The organism is Nitratireductor indicus C115 (assembly GCF_000300515.1).
Lineage (GTDB): Bacteria > Pseudomonadota > Alphaproteobacteria > Rhizobiales > Rhizobiaceae > Nitratireductor > Nitratireductor indicus.
On sequence record NZ_AMSI01000032.1, the window covers coordinates 1 to 15,642 of the forward strand.

Annotated in this window: 18 protein-coding genes and 1 tRNA gene; 17 read left to right on the top strand and 2 right to left on the bottom strand. The window is 58.2% G+C overall.

Features of this window, described 5'->3' with window-relative positions; genetic code table 11:
• From NA8A_RS23275 to NA8A_RS23285, 4 genes are all read left to right on the top strand, one after another.
• Positions 1-726: hypothetical protein (locus tag NA8A_RS23275; protein ID WP_009452889.1), on the top strand; the 726-nt coding region annotated here is incomplete at its 5' end.
• Positions 727-794: 68 nt separating this feature from the next.
• On the top strand, positions 795-1,310 hold the full coding sequence (locus NA8A_RS24820; protein ID WP_009452890.1) for a DUF305 domain-containing protein: 516 nt from the start codon (positions 795-797) through the stop codon (positions 1,308-1,310).
• Positions 1,301-1,375 (top strand) — tRNA-Met (locus NA8A_RS23280). The genes NA8A_RS24820 and NA8A_RS23280 overlap by 10 nt, the downstream gene beginning before the upstream one ends.
• Before the next feature lie 74 nt (positions 1,376-1,449).
• Positions 1,450-1,680 carry a hypothetical protein gene (locus NA8A_RS23285; RefSeq protein ID WP_143088133.1) on the top strand — a complete coding sequence of 77 codons (231 nt, stop codon included), beginning with the start codon at positions 1,450-1,452 and terminating at the stop codon, positions 1,678-1,680.
• 29 nt (positions 1,681-1,709) lie between these two features.
• On the opposite strand, the gene NA8A_RS23290 is transcribed toward NA8A_RS23285, so the two are convergent.
• Complete coding sequence (locus NA8A_RS23290; protein WP_009452892.1) at positions 1,710-1,925, bottom strand: hypothetical protein; 216 nt, start codon at positions 1,923-1,925, stop codon at positions 1,710-1,712.
• 172 nt (positions 1,926-2,097) lie between these two features.
• Here NA8A_RS23290 and NA8A_RS23295 point away from each other — a divergent pair, with 172 nt between their 5' ends.
• The 12 genes from NA8A_RS23295 (at position 2,098) to NA8A_RS23355 (ending at position 13,085) form a co-directional block, all read left to right on the top strand.
• The gene (locus NA8A_RS23295; protein WP_143088132.1) at positions 2,098-2,286 is read left to right on the top strand and encodes a head-tail adaptor protein; all 189 of its coding nucleotides are present in this window, start codon (positions 2,098-2,100) and stop codon (positions 2,284-2,286) included.
• On the top strand, positions 2,286-2,720 hold the full coding sequence (locus NA8A_RS23300; protein WP_009452894.1) for an HK97-gp10 family putative phage morphogenesis protein: 435 nt from the start codon (positions 2,286-2,288) through the stop codon (positions 2,718-2,720). The genes NA8A_RS23295 and NA8A_RS23300 overlap by 1 nt, the downstream gene beginning before the upstream one ends.
• Complete coding sequence (locus NA8A_RS23305; protein WP_009452895.1) at positions 2,717-3,121, top strand: DUF3168 domain-containing protein; 405 nt, start codon at positions 2,717-2,719, stop codon at positions 3,119-3,121. Before NA8A_RS23300 ends, NA8A_RS23305 begins: the two co-directional genes overlap by 4 nt.
• A complete protein-coding gene (locus tag NA8A_RS25385; protein WP_009452896.1) occupies positions 3,121-3,306 on the top strand; it encodes a hypothetical protein in 186 nt (61 codons plus the stop codon). Before NA8A_RS23305 ends, NA8A_RS25385 begins: the two co-directional genes overlap by 1 nt.
• 27 nt (positions 3,307-3,333) lie before the next feature.
• Complete coding sequence (locus tag NA8A_RS23315) at positions 3,334-3,795, top strand: hypothetical protein (protein ID WP_009452897.1); 462 nt, start codon at positions 3,334-3,336, stop codon at positions 3,793-3,795.
• Complete coding sequence (locus NA8A_RS23320) at positions 3,792-4,223, top strand: gene transfer agent family protein (protein WP_009452898.1); 432 nt, start codon at positions 3,792-3,794, stop codon at positions 4,221-4,223. The genes NA8A_RS23315 and NA8A_RS23320 overlap by 4 nt, the downstream gene beginning before the upstream one ends.
• A gap of 124 nt (positions 4,224-4,347) precedes the next feature.
• The gene (locus tag NA8A_RS23325) at positions 4,348-6,669 is read left to right on the top strand and encodes a phage tail length tape measure family protein (protein WP_009452899.1); all 2,322 of its coding nucleotides are present in this window, start codon (positions 4,348-4,350) and stop codon (positions 6,667-6,669) included.
• On the top strand, positions 6,669-7,394 hold the full coding sequence (locus NA8A_RS23330) for a hypothetical protein (protein ID WP_009452900.1): 726 nt from the start codon (positions 6,669-6,671) through the stop codon (positions 7,392-7,394). Before NA8A_RS23325 ends, NA8A_RS23330 begins: the two co-directional genes overlap by 1 nt.
• Positions 7,395-7,397: 3 nt before the next feature.
• Complete coding sequence (locus NA8A_RS23335) at positions 7,398-7,967, top strand: hypothetical protein (protein WP_009452901.1); 570 nt, start codon at positions 7,398-7,400, stop codon at positions 7,965-7,967.
• A complete protein-coding gene (locus NA8A_RS23340; RefSeq protein WP_009452902.1) occupies positions 7,964-8,380 on the top strand; it encodes a DUF6950 family protein in 417 nt (138 codons plus the stop codon). Before NA8A_RS23335 ends, NA8A_RS23340 begins: the two co-directional genes overlap by 4 nt.
• Before the next feature lie 44 nt (positions 8,381-8,424).
• Positions 8,425-10,605 carry a phage tail protein gene (locus NA8A_RS23345; RefSeq protein ID WP_040673466.1) on the top strand — a complete coding sequence of 727 codons (2,181 nt, stop codon included), beginning with the start codon at positions 8,425-8,427 and terminating at the stop codon, positions 10,603-10,605.
• An 83-nt stretch (positions 10,606-10,688) separates the two neighbouring features.
• Positions 10,689-13,085, top strand: coding sequence for a hypothetical protein (locus tag NA8A_RS23355; RefSeq protein ID WP_143088131.1), 2,397 nt, complete (start codon positions 10,689-10,691; stop codon positions 13,083-13,085).
• 290 nt (positions 13,086-13,375) lie between these two features.
• On the opposite strand, the gene NA8A_RS23360 is transcribed toward NA8A_RS23355, so the two are convergent.
• The gene (locus NA8A_RS23360; protein ID WP_143088130.1) at positions 13,376-15,199 is read right to left on the bottom strand and encodes a heparinase II/III family protein; all 1,824 of its coding nucleotides are present in this window, start codon (positions 15,197-15,199) and stop codon (positions 13,376-13,378) included.
• A 90-nt stretch (positions 15,200-15,289) separates the two neighbouring features.
• Between NA8A_RS23360 and NA8A_RS23365 the strand changes: the two genes are divergently transcribed.
• The coding region (locus tag NA8A_RS23365; protein WP_009452907.1) for a glycoside hydrolase family 108 protein at positions 15,290-15,642 on the top strand (353 nt) is incomplete at its 3' end.

Genomic DNA, 15,642 nt, shown 5'->3' on the forward strand with positions numbered 1-15,642 from the left:
GAGGATGCAATGAACATCGGAGAGATCGCGGAACGCCTTATCCGGGCCGCGGAGATTGAGAGCGTCGGCAACCGCGTGGGACCGGCTCCGCTGCGCGCCCAGCAGCTTCCCTACGTTCATTCCGTCGATGATATGAGGAACTGGGGTCACAGGCGAGGGGAACGCCGCAGCCGCGATCTTCGGGCCGATGCCTGCCGCCTTCGCCGAGAGGATGAGGACGCCCATGCGCTCTATCGGCGGGAGTTCTTCGAGAAGACCGAATACACGGCGCGAGACATCTCGGAGGCCGAGGAGGCGCAGGGCTGGTATGCGTTAGTCGACAACGAGGCCAACAGAGCCGCGCTTGCCGCCTGGGTGAGGTGCATGGCCGACCACAAGCGGCTGTTCTTCAAGGACTGGTGCAGCGGTCAGGACATCACGCCGAAGACGGGAAGGGCGCGGAAAAATCGCGCTCTTTCGTCAATTTTTGCACATCTGACTCGCAGGAGTGTGCAGAATTGCAATAACGCCCAATTCGAGGGGTTCCCTGTTCCCCCGGAAAACGGGCATATTGAGCCCAACATCGAAGACGAGCGCGCTGAGGAAAGAGGCGTCACGTCATGGGCCTCAGACGAGGCGTTCACCAGCTACTTCTCAAACGATCCGGCGGACTTCTCCTGGTCTGATCGGCGCAACGAGCGCCGGCGGCAGAGGGAAGCCAAGAAGCGTAAGCAGGAAGCGGCTTAGACCAAACTTGGAACAATCGAACGGCTCACGACTTGCCCCCACATTCATGGAGAGATGTGGAGGAGAGAATGAGCTATTTTCGCTTCGGCGCAATGATCGCCACTTCGACGCTCGTCATGTTCGGGCTCATGTACCTCAACACGTACGCTTTCGATCATATCTGGTTCAGCCAAACACGTGCTTGGATGGCCCTCCTGATGGGCGCAACCATGGCCGTGGTGATGCTCTCGTTCATGTGGGCCATGTACAGCAGCCGAACCGCAAACATCGGTATTCTGGCAGCCGGCGCTGTCGCGTTTGCCCTGTCGCTATGGCTGGTGCGCAGTCAGGAGACGGTCGATGACGTCTCCTACATGAAGGCGATGATCCCGCATCACTCGATCGCCATTCTGACGAGTGAGAGGGCGCACATCAAAGACCCGCGCGTTCGCGAACTGGCCGATGAGATCATCGAGGCGCAGGTGCGTGAAATTGGAGAGATGAAGGCGTTGATCGCGGATCTTGAGGAGAACCCTGTACCGGATGGGGCGCCCGATCTGCCGGCGCGGTCCACAGACGAGGGATTGGCTTCAACAGCACCGTAGAGCAGTGGTAGCTCGCCAGGCTCATAACTTGGAGGTCGCGCGTTCGATCCGCGCCGGTGCAACCACCGATCACAACTTGGAACCTGCCACTCTGCCATACGTTTTCCATGCAGCACACCAACCACCACAGGAGGTGATGATGCGCACTCGAACGTATATGACAGGGATGCTGGCGCTTCCGATCAACGCCATGCTCTTCGGAGCGGGAGCCGTGCTGGTTCTCTCAATCCCGGCGCTATTCTCGATGGCTGAATATCTGCTGCCGGCTGTGATCGTGACAAGTATCGCGTTGACCGTTCCGCTGGCGTGGTGGCTCGCCCCCATGCTTAGGTCTCGCAATCACTACCCCGAGTTCAATCGGAAATGGTAGCCGGCGACCTCTGGCGGGAGTGGCAGGGGTCAGTAGGTGTCCCGTTCCCGCTCCCGTGAGCCCTGCATCCACAGCGCATAGAAGATCAGTGGCGCGGAGACGATTGTGATCAGAATGGATCGCACGAGTGTCGCAGCCATCGTGTGATGGTCTTCGAAAAGCATGACGGTAATCGCCGCCGCAACGTGTGCTAAAGCGGCGATCAGAAAGCCGAGGATAAGTGCCCTCCATGCAAGCAACAGCATGAGTTTATGTCCGGTTGTTTATTGGTCTCGCGCAAACGGACCTAATAAACGGCGAACAAATGGCCGCTCACTGCGACAAATGCTCACGGTGGTGATCGTTGCTTCAGAAGAGAATGGATCAGAACGCCCCGGCCATGCGCTGGGGCTTCTCGTATGTGGAGAGCGGAATGCGATGGCAGCCGATCAGCGAAGCCCGCGACATCCGATATCCGTGCGCGCGGCGGCGGACACTAGAGACGTGGCGACTGACTGGCGGATCCGCGATGTGCGGACGGGCGAAGTCTTCAACATCCGGGCAATCGAAGTGACACCGAACCGGCAGTATGTCGATCTGCTGGTCGAAAGTGGGGTGGCGGTCTGATGGTTAAGGGCGCGGCCGCATTGGAGCGACGATTGGCAAAGTTGGTTCCGGAGGCAATCGAGAACCGCGTGCGACAGGCCGTGGAAGCCGCTGCCGAGCAAGTCGTGACGGACATGAAGGCGCTCGCACCAGTGTTACACGATGCCGATCCCCGGCGCCGACCTGGCGCCCTGCGCGATTCCATTGGTTGGACATGGGGCAGTGCTCCGAAGGGGGCAACAGTTGTTGCGGAGAGCTCCACCGGTGACCGTGGCCTGAAGATCACCATTTATGCCGGAAACTCCGAAGCCTTCTATGCCCGCTTCGTCGAATTCGGAACGCAGAAGATGACGGCCCGACCCTTCTTTTTCACCGCTTATCGAGGCAATCGCCGGCGCATTCGGTCGAACATCACGCGAGCGCTGAACAAGGCGATCCGGGAAAACCTGAAATGACCGCATCCAACGCATTGCAGAAGCTCGTCTATGAGCGGTTGATCGCTGATGCGGGCGTTGCGGCTGTCGTAGGTCAGCGGGTATTCGACAACGTGCCGGCAGGCGCGGTTTTCCCGTACATCACATTCGGGCCTTCCGACGTCTTTTCTACAGATGCCGCCTGCATCGTCGGGCGCACTGAAACCCTGCAACTGGATTGCTGGTCAAGGCTGGCAGGAAAGCTCCAGGAAGTAAAAACCATAGCGGATGCGGTGAAGACCGCTCTGCACGGTTTCGACGGGGTCATGACGGAAAATGCGCTGGTAGCAATGCGCGTCATCTCGATCCGCTATTTCAGGGATCCCGACAACATCACCGCGCATGGTGTGGTGACAGTGGAAGCCATGGTGGAGGAAGCCTGATGTCCAGATCCTCCGTCACCGCAATTTTCACAAAGAACTTCAATCATACCCCCAAGGGGCTCGGTATCGGTTGGCGCATTCGAGCGTCTTGCGAACCTCAGTCCTTTCCTCGCCATGTCATCGAAGCCGCCATCGCGGCGGGTGTGGCGAAGCCTGTTCAACGGCGCAAGCCCGCGAAAGCGTAGTCTCCACCAGAAGCAAGGAACATCATCATGTCACTGCCAAAAACCGGCGGTCGCGGCGCGGCCGTTGTCATGGTATGCTACGACCCTGTGGGAAATCCTACCGTCTACACCAATTGGTGCGGCGCGAAGAATTTCTCGCTGTCGATCGACAACGAGATTCAGTCTGAGAAAGTCGGCGACTGCGAAGACTGGAGCGCTCCTGTCGTGACGGTCAAGGAATATTCCGGCCAGAATATCACGGCGACCATGGAGGCCACCTGGACCTCCGCTACCCACAAGGAAACTTCTGCCTGGGCTCTGGAGCAGAAGAAGCTGCCCGTTCGTATTCACTTCCCGGCGGCGGCGGTTGGCGAAGTCGAATACTACGACGGCCTTGCCATGCTGCAGAACCTCACGCTTGGCGAGATCGGCAGCGTCGAGGGCAACAAGATCACCGAGACCATCAATCTCGACTTCGACGGCTCTATCTCCGTTACGGCAAAGGCATGAGCGAGATCGGTTCCTTGAAGGTCTGGCGGGGCGGTGAACACCGCTTCGCCCTGCCTATCGGTCCAATGCGTGCCTTGGAGAAGGCTCGCGATGCGGGTCCGAACTGGATCATGTCCCGGCTCATCAGCGGGCAGTGGTTCATCGACGACGTTTACGAGGTCATTCGCCTCGGCCTCATCGGTGGCGGGCTCGATGAGAAAGAAGCTCGCAAACTTGCGGACGAGAATGTCGGCTACCAGCATTATTACGAACACGTGCCGCTGGCGACGGAAATCCTGAAAAATGCTCTCATGGGAGAGGCCGACGACCCCGTGGGGGAGTTGGTGCCGGGGGAGGGCGACGCGATGACCCGCTCCCCCGAGGCAAAACGCGGTGGTCGGCCATCTACTCGTGGGCAGGGATCGCAGGCGTCTCGCCGCGGGACATAGACCGCATGACGCTCTGGGAGTTCACCGCGATGCGAGATGGCTATCTGCTTGCGCATGGAGCCAAACCCAAGGCCAACCCTCTCTCTGATGATGAACTGAAAGCGCTTGGTATTGAAGGTGCCTGATGCCTGAGATTTCCGAAAAGCTCCTCGTCGCCATCGAGGTCACGCAGCGCCGTGTGGAAAAGCAATTGGCATCTATCGCCAAAAAGGCCGCGCAATCGGCCAAGGGGATGGAGGATGATTTCGCGCGGGCGAACAAGCGGATCGTCGCCGGCGCAGGCCAGGCCGCAACCGCCCTGGAACGGATCAACAAGGTCACGGGTGTCAGCGGGCGCGGTGTGTCGAAAGACCGTGCACGCGATGTCGAGGAGTATGGCCGGGAACTCGACCGTCTGCGCGCGAAATACAATCCGCTCTATGCGGCATCCAAGCAGTATGAGACCGAGCTCGACGAACTGAACAGGGCGCTTGCAGTCGGCGCAGTCAGCGCGGATGAGCACGGGGCAGCGCTGACGCGGTTGAATGGCCGCTATCAGGCGATGACGCTTCAAGGTACCACTGCAACGAAAGCGCTGCGCTCAACGCGCTTCGAGACTGCCAATGTCGCCGCGCAGCTGAACGACATCGGCGTGCAGCTTGCCTCCGGGCAATCTCCATTCCTGATCGCCGTCCAGCAGGGAACGCAGCTCAATCAGATATTTGGTGGAGCTGGCGGTCTGCGCGGCTCGCTCGGTCTTCTGGCTGGTGCATTCGGTTCGTTGATCAACCCCGTCTCGCTGGCGACAATTGCGATCATCGGTCTCGGCGGCGCGGCCGTGCAGTACATATTCGAGACCGAGAAGGACATCGATGCCCTCAACGAAACGCTGAAACAGCACGAGGCGTTCATTCGAGCACTCGGGCCGGCCTACGAAAACGCCCTGGAGCGGGCCCGCCAGTACGCGCAGGATCCGGCAGTGGTCGAGGCGATCCTGGGGGATCGCGCGAAAACGGCCGCTGAGGAACTGCGCAATACCATCCTTGCTGCGGTCGCCAATATCGATTCCGAAATCAGGCGAGCGACCTCGCGTCAGGAGGTGGGCGATCCGCTCAACACGCGTTTCGGTCCCTTCATCGAAGCGATTGACAAGTTGCGGGACGGCACGACCACCGTTCGCGAGTTTCAGCAGGCCGTCACCGAGATCGGTCAGCGCTCTTCGGGATTGGCCGAGGTTGCTTCGTCGTTGCGTCTCATGGTTGACGAAGCCGCCAATGCCGAGTCTGCGGTACAAGGTCTACCCACTTCGGTGGATCATGTCGCTTTGGCGTTCAATCAGCTTCAATCGGCCATCGATGGCGTGCGATCCGACAAGGCGCGAAGCGAGCTCGATGATCTCAAGGACCGTGCCGAGGGAGGTGAGGTCTCGATAGATGACATTCGAGCTGCCCTTGGTGCACTGTCCGCGACACAGCCTGATCTCAATAGTGCCATCGGGGAGATCGGCAGACTGTTCGATGCGGCCATCGCGGCGCGCCAGGCTATCGACCTGCTCTATCAGCCTCTTGGTGGAAACAGCAAAGTTGCCGGTGGAAAGACGGGTCGTGCGGGGCGCCCCGATCCTCTCAGCGATACCGATTTTGCGCGCCGGTTCGGCTATGGCGAGTATTTCGATTTTCCGAAGGAGAAGAGTGGAAAGTCGGGTCGATCAAAGCGGGCGTCCGAAGCCGAACGCGAGCAGGAGGCCGTCAAGAAGCTGATTGCTGATCTTGAGTTCGAGCTATCCGTGATCGGTCTTTCGAACGAGGAACGGGAAAAGGAAGAGGCCCTCAGAAGGGCGGGTGCTTCAGCGACCGAAGAGCAGAAAAACAGGATTGTCGCGCTCACCGAGCAACTGCAGCAGGAGCGGGCCGCGCTGGAGGCTAATGAGGAGGCTGCCAAGTTCTTCAAGGACACCCTTGCAGACGCATTTCTTGCCATCGTGCCTGCCGTGGAAACTGGCAACAAGGCTCTCGATAACCTGCTCAACACATTGATCCAGGCCGTTACGCAAGCTGCGCTTCTCGGCTCCGGGCCTCTTGCGGGGCTGTTCGGAGGTGGCGGCGGCATACTGGGCGCCATATTCGGATTTGCGCGCGGCGGCATTGCCGCGCAAGGTCGACCTCAACCAATCCGCACTTTCGCACGCGGCGGCGTTTCCCGCTCGGCGGCCATCTTTGGCGAGGCCGGGCCGGAGGCGGCAGTACCTCTTCCGGACGGGCGCAGAATTCCGGTCGACCTGCGAATTCCAGAACTGCCGAGACCTCGCAGTACCAGCATCAACATGCCGATCTCCATTGATGCCAGAAATGCGGACGCTGCCGGTCTTGCCCGCGTGGAAAGCCAATTGCGTGACCTGCAGCGCTCACTGCCGCGACAGATCGACCAGCGGGTGAACACTCGCGAAATTCGAAAGACGAGGCCCTGATGGCGCGCCTGATCGACTGGCCGCAAGGCCTGCCTTCCAACTTCCGCGAACCGCTTTCCGGTCCACGTGTGATCAACGCCGGCCAAACGCAAACAATCGGTGGCTTCATTCAGACCACCTCGGCGGCATTCGGCCTGTGGCGATGGCGCTTTGGCTTTCCAGACATTATCCGGGGCCAGCTATTCAGGCGATACCGTGGATGGATCACGGCTCTCCATGGCGGTGCGAATGCGACCCGCGTTCCATTCTGCGATTGGGATGGGCTTTCGAGAGCCGAAATGGGCGTAGCGGCTGGCGCCACGGACTGGAAGACCGGTCAGCCCTGGTCAAACGTCGAGGCGTGGAGCAACGGGCAGAACTGGGGGGCATCGCCTCCCATGGTGGCTGTGGCCGGCAGTGCAGCAAAAGACGGCACGATCGTCCAGTTGGGCAGCGCCTTCTGGGGGCAAAGCCTTGGCTACGGCGACCTGATCGGATTCTTTCCGTTTCACCTTGGCATGTACATGGTGACGGAAGTCGTTGAGCCGGGCCTCTATCGTATCTGGCCGCCGTTGCGGCGGGGTATCTCGACGGACGACTTTGCGACCTTGAGACCTCAGCTTGCCATGCGCCTTGAGAGTGAAGATGGCGCCAGCGCCGCGCGCGACGCGGCGTTTGGCGTGAACCTGTCCGTCACTCTGGTCGAAGTGCTCGACTATGACGCGCGCGACTACTTTACGGATTGACCCATGGCCCGGTTTTCACAGGCGGACATGGATTGGTTGTCGGGGCCTCATGTCTCACGTGCCTGGTTTGGTGTCTTCGATTTTCCCACCGGCGTCCAATATCTGCACAATGGTGTTGGTCGCGTGACGGTGGAAGGGCAGGAGTATGTGGGTGTCACGGACCCCGTTGCCGGCGTGCTCGTTGGTATCTCCGCCGTTGAAGATCCGAGGTTCGGGCAGGCGGCCAAGGTGGATATCGTGCTTGGCGGGGTGAACGCTGAATTCTTTCGGAGCGTAAAAGCCCATGCACGGGGCATCGAGGGGCGTTCAGCGACGCTTCGCTTCGCGGCCTTCGATCCGGAAACCGGACAGCTGAAGCTCTTCAAGAACCTGTTTCCGGGCAAGATGTCGGCTCCGACCTTACATCGGCAAGGGGTTGGGACACGCTATGTGGGCCTCACCGTGGAATCGTTCTGGGAGGCCCAGAACTTCCCGTTCGGTGGAAAGTGGAACTATGCCGACCAGTTGCGCCGATACCCCGGCGACAAGGGTCTGCAGTTCGTCGGCGTGAAGGTTTCGGAGAAGTGGGAATGAGCCGCGCTGACAGGCTACGCGTCTTTCTTTCCCGGCTGGAGGGGAAGCCTGTGATTTGGGGGCGGGACGATTGTTCTGCCGCCCCAGCGCTCTGGTGGTCGGAGGAAACGGGCATTCCTGTCCGCTTGCCAGTGTATTCCTCGAAGGAAGAGGCTGACGCCATTCGAAACCGCATGGGCGGGCTCTCGGAGGCGTGGCAACAGATTGCGGATCAGGTTGGCGCCGTCGAACGCTTCTGGACCCTGCAAAACCCGCCAGAGGCGGGCGATGTCGGCATTGTTCGGACACGGCTTTACGGGGAAATCGGCGGTATCTGCGGGGCGGGCGGCATTCTGATCGTCCGTAAGGATAACGGTGGCTGGCATCCGTTCGGCCCGATCCGCGAGTATGTGAAGGTCTTCGCGACACCATGAAGCTCTGGAAATCGTTTCTGTGCGCTGGGGCGTCGTACCTGGCGATGACGGCGCATGCGTCGGCCGATCCGATCAGCATCGGCTTTTTCCTCTTTGCGGGGCCGCTTGGCGGCATCTTCTCGTTCGGGGCGCTCGTGCTCGCGGCGCAGGTCGGCTTGTATGCCATTGGCATCGGCACGTCCTTGCTGCTTTCCGCATCCTTGCGAGGCAGCCAGAAGATCGACCCCGGCCAATACAAGAACGTTTTCGAGGCCTCGCCCGAGAATTCAGAGGTAAATGCGATCGGCAGATGCAGGATCGGGGGGCTGAAGGCTTTCGGCAACACCCGCAATATCGACCGCTTCCGGCTTGTCTGCCATGCAAAAGGGCCACTGATGGCCATTGAGGAATATCTGCTCGGCGGACGCGAAGTTGTGGTCGATACTGATACCGGTCTCGTCCAGTCGCCCCCCTATGTCACTCAGGCCAGCTCATTCGTCAGTTTCAAGACCAAGGTTGGCGACGGATCGGAAATGGCGTGGCCCGACTTGATGACGAATTTTCCCTCGCTCTGGACTGCCGATCACCGGGTGAGGGGAATTGCCCAGACTCTCTGCAAATACATCTCGCCAGGCATCTATTCGGAAAAGTTCGGCGAGCTTTATCAGACGGGCGAGCCAGAACCGGCTATTACAGGCCGCTGGAACAAGGTGTTCGATCCGCGAGCGCCCGGCGCGGATGCCCACGATGCCGCGACATGGATATGGTCCATGAACGGCCCGCTGTGTGCCGCGCGGATCATGCTCGATTATCCCGACCTGACCGTCGACAGTTTCGACTGGTCCTTCATCGCAGAGGAGGCCGATCGAGCCGATGCTCTCGTTGCAACGCTTTCAGGAGCGGAACCGCGTTCGCAATGCTCGGGCGTGTGGCTTTCGGAGGGAAAGCGCGGCGATACGATGGATCAGGTTCTGGAATCCATCGGTTGCGAGATTGTTCTCAGCGAGGCTGGCCTTATCCGTATCCGGCTGATCGACGATGCACCGGCTGGGGAAATCACGCTTACGGAAAGACACATGGTGGATTTCTCCTGGCGTTCCGGCCCCGAGGCAGCGGAACGCCCCAATGTCTGCCGCGTAAGCTATTATTCTCCTGAGCGCGGCTACGAGATGTCCGAGATCGACATGTCCGGTATTGCCTGGGCCAGGGTGCAAGCCGAGATCGACCGATATGGCGAAAAGATCTATGATATTGAGCTGCCATTCTGCCCTTCCGCCAGCCAGGCGCAGAGGATCGCCCGCCGCCTGTTCCTTCTTGCGCGTGGCGACACCGGTGTGACGGTCACCAACATGGCGGGGCTTGCTGCGTGGGGCCTCACCTATGCCGATATCGTTCTGCCCGATCTCGACGAAACACCGGTCTGCAAGATCGCTTCTCCTCGCTGCGACGATGAACGTGGGCAGGTGGAGATACCTTTCATCGTCTGGCCATCCGAGTTGATCGACAGCCCTTGGCAGCCGGAGACCATGGAGGCGCCGGCGCCGGAGCCCCTGCCCAATCTGCAATATGAAAGCGATATCGCGACGCCGGAGATTCTCTCTGCGGCGCTCGTTCGATACACGAGCGGCATTTATGAGGTGCGCATCAGATACACGCACCCCTCCGGTGGTTCCACTGCCGAAGCGAACTATCGGACCTATGCCGCAGGGCTGCCGGATCCATGGTCGAGCATGACCGAATGGGACGACTATGGAGATAGAAAAGCCGGTGGGGACGGGGAACCGGATATCCCGGCGCGGCCCGCTTCCGCCTGGTTTGCCCGGGTCGATGGCCTCAATATCGAGGGCATAAGGGCGGATTTCCGCATCCGCTGGTTCAACGGTGATGGCGATGCCTCTTATTTTTCCGATGTCGTGACGCTCGATCCAGCAGGCTTGGACAATACGCCGCCCGCCGCCCCGGCCTATTTCGGCCCCAGCAACAACAATTATTTCGGAACGAAGGATGTGAATGTCGTCCGGATACTTCGCGAAAAGCGAACGCGGGCGGTTTCGGGGCTCCCGTGGAGCGCGTGGGCTGACGATATCTGGGAAGACGATGTGCGGCCGGGCGTCGACTACCCGGACATCATCTTCAAGCTTGGATTTATTCCGGCGCCAGGTGGAACGACCACTGAGCAGTATCGCTATGTCTGCGTGACTTCGGACGGAACCAAGGGCGCTTACTGGGATCCTCCGCCAGACTGATCCGCCTGAACATCAATTCTATTCTCTGCCGCTGGGCTCGCAGCTCTGCCGGCGAAGCCTTCTCAAAATCAGGAGCTATGAACATGACGCTTTGGACGAAGCGGGGCGTGGATATCTTTGCGCCGACCGACGCCGCGGGAAACTTGCGCAAAGTTGTCAATGGTGAGGTGCAGGTGTGGTCCAGGGAAGTGGAGAGCGCGATAGATGCGGCGGCTGATTATGTCGGGGTCCACCCTGACGCCCAAGTCGATGACCTTGCTGGACGTGCCATATATGACGACGAGGCAGAGGGTTTTTCTGTCGTGGTCTCAAACGTTGGTGATGGACGAGCTGCGCTTTATACAAAGAAGAGTAATTCTTCGGCTGATTGGAGTGCGCCCGCTTATCTAACAAACGCTGGTGATGCTCAGACGATCAATAGTGGCCGGGCCTTTCCACTCAAGTCCATTTCTCGCAATGGTGTAATATCATCTGGTAAAGCAGAAGCCGTTGAAGCTCTGTTGGATGTGAAGATTTATGGTGCGAGAAATGGACGGTACTATCGCATAGAGTATTATGGAAACGGTGATGCGACTTACGGTTTCCAAGTTTCAGTATCTGAATATGACGCCGCCTCATATTCGTCCGCACCAACAGCAGGAACTCCAATTATTGCTTTGGGTGATGTGCCGGCCCCAGCCATTGATGGGGGGCCAATCGTTACTCGATTGATCAGGTCGAAGAAGTTTCCGGGAATGGCGATCGAGATAACGATTGATCGATCCAAAGCCGGTGAAATTGTCCCGTGGCAGTTGTCAAACGCAGGGTCTCCCGGTGCAGATTCCTATTCATGGATCATTGACCCTTCCTGCTATGTCCTCGCGCCTTGGACGTTGCGCCCGCTCGACACCCGAACCATCAATTCGGGGCGGGACTTTCCGCTTCTGGCAGCTACGCGGGCAGGCGTAACGTCGATTGCAAACGCCTTCTTCAACGGTACGTTTCTCGACTGCAAGGTGCGTGGAGCTATTCCGGGGAAGTACTATCAGATCGGCTATATGCAGAATGGAGCCACGCTTGGCGGCGACAGCGATGACGGTGTGGTGATCCAGGAGTTTGATGCGGCTGACTATGCGTCGACTGGTACTCCGACCGTTATTCAGTTCTACAACGATCCTGCGCCGACCGTAAACCGGGGTGGTGGTGTCCAGTCATTGGTCTATGAGCCTCCAGCGCGGCCTGGTCTTACGATTGAACTGGTTCTTGATGATGCTCTCTTACCGCCGCAAGGCACACCGGTCATCGGGGGGTATCATGCCAACAATGGGTTTGCCGCCTGGTCGTGGATCATTGACCCGATTTGCTATGAATATGCAGCTGAAGCGGGAAACTCTGCTTCAGTCTATGGGCCAATGCGCGTGCAGATTGATCCGCTCAATGAGACTGCCTCTTTGATCTGGTCACACGGCGATGACGAAATGCTGAGACTTCGCCTAGGTCACGTCGGGAAAAACGACCTTTTCAATATTGCTGGCTACGACCGCGCCAGTACGGGGCCGATTCCGTCTGCCGTTTGGTCAGCAATCGTCGACACGGAAACCGACTTCTTCCCGCCCCTCATTTTCCATTCGACCGAAGCCGTAGTCGATGAGGGGGCTGTGCAGATATACACTGGGGGGAACCATGGTTCGGATGGCAACTCTGGAGGATCAATTACGGCCTCGCCACTTAGTTGGTCATGCGAGATCGATGGGCGGGCGCTAGGCGAATACTTCGAAGGCGCAGCGCAGCGTGTCGTGTTTCGGTTCACAAATCAGGTGATGGCTTGGAATACGTGGAGCCTGCCGAGGTATGCCCTGCGCCAGCATTTCACCGTGATCGTGACGCCCGGATCGCTTGAATTTTGGGCTGAGGTCGAGGCGCTGGAGAATATCACTGTCCAGACCGACAATGGTCTCCAGCTTCTCAAGAACGGCTATGAGACAGTGGCCTTCTATGAAGGGGATACGGCAGTGCGCCGTCCCATCGCTGACGATTGGAACGCCGGTCCACGATCTGCCGCGCCCAATGCCTGGGCTGGTGTGCTCGCGAGCCCGACAAACGGCTATATGGCTTCGTGGATGGATCGCGCCTATGAGGCCGGCGATGGTAGAAACCTTGACCCTGAGTCACCGTTCATTAGAACGACGCCGGGTAAAATCTATCACGCTATCGTCGCGGCGCATGCAACGCCCATGGCCCCCGGTGCCTTCTATCGCTATCACGGCGGCTACACATGGGCGCCGAAAACCATCGTGAGTGGCGATCTTGATAGCGCCTTGCTGTTCATGAAGTCGGACAAGCCACATCTCGCCTATGCATTTTTGGCGGCAGGAAGCGGGACCATTATGCTCCCGCGAGATTTCGTAGGAAAGGCGGTCGGGTCTCAAGTGATCAGCGCCACCAATAAGATCGATGTGTCAGCGCCGGGCACGGACTATGCGGACGAAGCCATCACTTGATGGCCCAATCATCGGCCGCGTCTTTCGCTTCTTTCGGCTGCACTCCCGGTAGAGCACTGTTCTGAATTCAGGGTCATACCTGCGCATCACGAAGCGGTCTTTGGTATGAGTGTATCTCCATTTTTTTCCAATGAAATAGCATCGGCTCCAGTGCAGGAAGGCAGCAAATAATGCTCGCATAGTATTTCTTCCAGCCTTGCCTAATTCTGCCAATGCGAAGCGGTGAAATCAACTGACGAACTTTGCATACTCTGCTGAGAGATTGTAGCGCAGGGCCTGAACATCCCGGACTACGATCCCGTCATTATCTTCGGTTCAGGCTCTGACAAGTCCAAGATGGTTTCGCCGATCTGGACCTGATCGTCATTGAAAGAAACAACCTTGCCGCCCTCCGGCGCAATAACGGAATAAATGGTCTTGGAAGCTCCATAAGCGGAATAAATCAGGGTCGGAGCTTCTGTCTTTGAAAGTGTTTTTGCGGTCACCCACCCACGAAGTGGGGAAGTCTGGCCGAGCAAAAGTTGGGGTGCTTGATCGAGCGATGTGAAGACAATGGATTTCGCGTCACCATTGGTCACGCTGGTCTCAGGTCTTGGAACCGCATTGGCTGTAGGCGGTAGATGGAAGATAAGCCGGTATTCGTGTTCCACGTTTGATGATAACCGGTCACGGATCACCACATCGCTTCCGTCAACGGTGATGATTGTCCTCTCATGGGTGACGCCATCGAGTACCGTCCTGGCCACCACCCAAGACAGGCGATCTTCTGTTCCGTCAGAAATGAACTCTGCCTTGCCCTTCGTGTCGGCACCATCGATGACAATCACATTGTGAGCGTGTGCAGTGTTGAAGTATTCCTTTTGCTCTCGGCTGCCATAGGCGAAGGGGCCACCTGGGTCCACAATCACAGGCTTGCCATCGCGGTAAAGAGTGAAGCTCAGATCGTCGTTGTGGCCGTGGGTATGTCCAGGTGTTGCGCTGAAATCAAAGAAGATATGCAGATCGTCATCTCGGAAGATGGAATAGCCGGCTTCTCGATAGGTCGTCAGTTCAGGCGGGCGGCTGCCCTCTTTCCCATCCGAAAGGATGTAGCGGGAAATCGGCGTGGTCAGTTCATCGATGTAGAATTTATCTGCTGACCTCGTTTCCTGAGCGTATCGGGTATCACCGATTGCGGGCATGGTTCCGTCAGGTAGAGAGGCCAGCGCTGCAAACTCTAGAGCCGTCTTCGCCCGCTCTTCGAAGCTTGGTATTTGGGCGTCGCCATTGAGGATCGACAGGCATTCAGCTTCGAACATCAGCCGAGCAGCGTAGTAGTGATAGCCCAGTGATTCCTCTCTGCTAACGCCTACATCGACAAACATTTCGCCGAAAAGCTCTGATAATCTTTCCCGTGCGGCACTTCTCCAATCGTTTGCTTTGGGATGCGACGCCATTGCGATGCTGGCCGAATAGACGGCCATAGCATCCATGAAACCATGGTTATGCCCGTAAAAGGCCGGGTTCGGGAAAAGTGAAATCAGGTATTCGGCATGTGCTTCCAGATAGTCCGCCAGGGTAGCTGTTTCCTCTTCGTTAAGAACAGCAGATAGAGGCGAAAGCATCTGTGATAGATTCGCCAGCCGATAGGCGGTTGGGTGATCTAGCCATTGACTGACATTCAGGCTGGCGCCGTTGGCTGGATAGTGGTCCATGAAAGAGAATATGAGGCGCTTTGCTTCAAGAAGCATCGACTGGTCGTCCATGCGTTCCCCGGCAAAGATTAGCGCGTGTAGCCACCCCAGTGAGTTGTAGAAGAGTTTCCAGGTGCGGTTGTTGAATGGGTTTTCATCGAACGTGGGGTGACCTGGCAAATTCCACGCTGGCGCATTCCTGAAAACGACTATCTCTCGGTCCTGAGTGAAGCGTTCGGCTTCTTCTGCACGGTAGAAAGATATTCGTTCAGGAACCCAGAGTGTTTCTCCAGCTTCCATTTTTCTGACAGATGTTGCCGGACAAACGTCAAGTAGCGTGCGTGCTTGCGTCGAACTGATTGGCATTAGCGCCAGCAAGACGCTGACCACCGTAAAGCTTAATCGCCCCAAACCTAGCCCCCTAGAATTCAGTTCCGGCAACTATACGCATCCAGGAATTACTTCTCAATATGATGCGCCATCTTGGCGCACCGCTCTCGCACATCCATTCCACCATGAAAGGAAACTGCAATGGACCGCAATTTCGCGCGGGCGCTTCCGCTTGTCCTGAAACATGAGGGCGGATGGGCCGACAATCCGAAAGACCCTGGCGGCGCGACAATGAATGGGGTCACGCTGGCCACCTTCCGCCGCTATGTGAAGGCGGACGCCAGCAAGGCCGATCTGCGCGCTATCTCCGATGATCAGGTGGCAACCGTCTATTATCGACACTATTGGGCGGCGGTGAACGCGCAGGCGCTTCCGTCAGGCATCGATTATGCGGTGTTCGATTTTGCCGTGAATTCCGGGCCAGCCCGCGCGGCGAGGTATCTGCAATCCATCGCTGGCGTTTCTGTCGACGGGCGCGTCGGTCCGCAGACTAT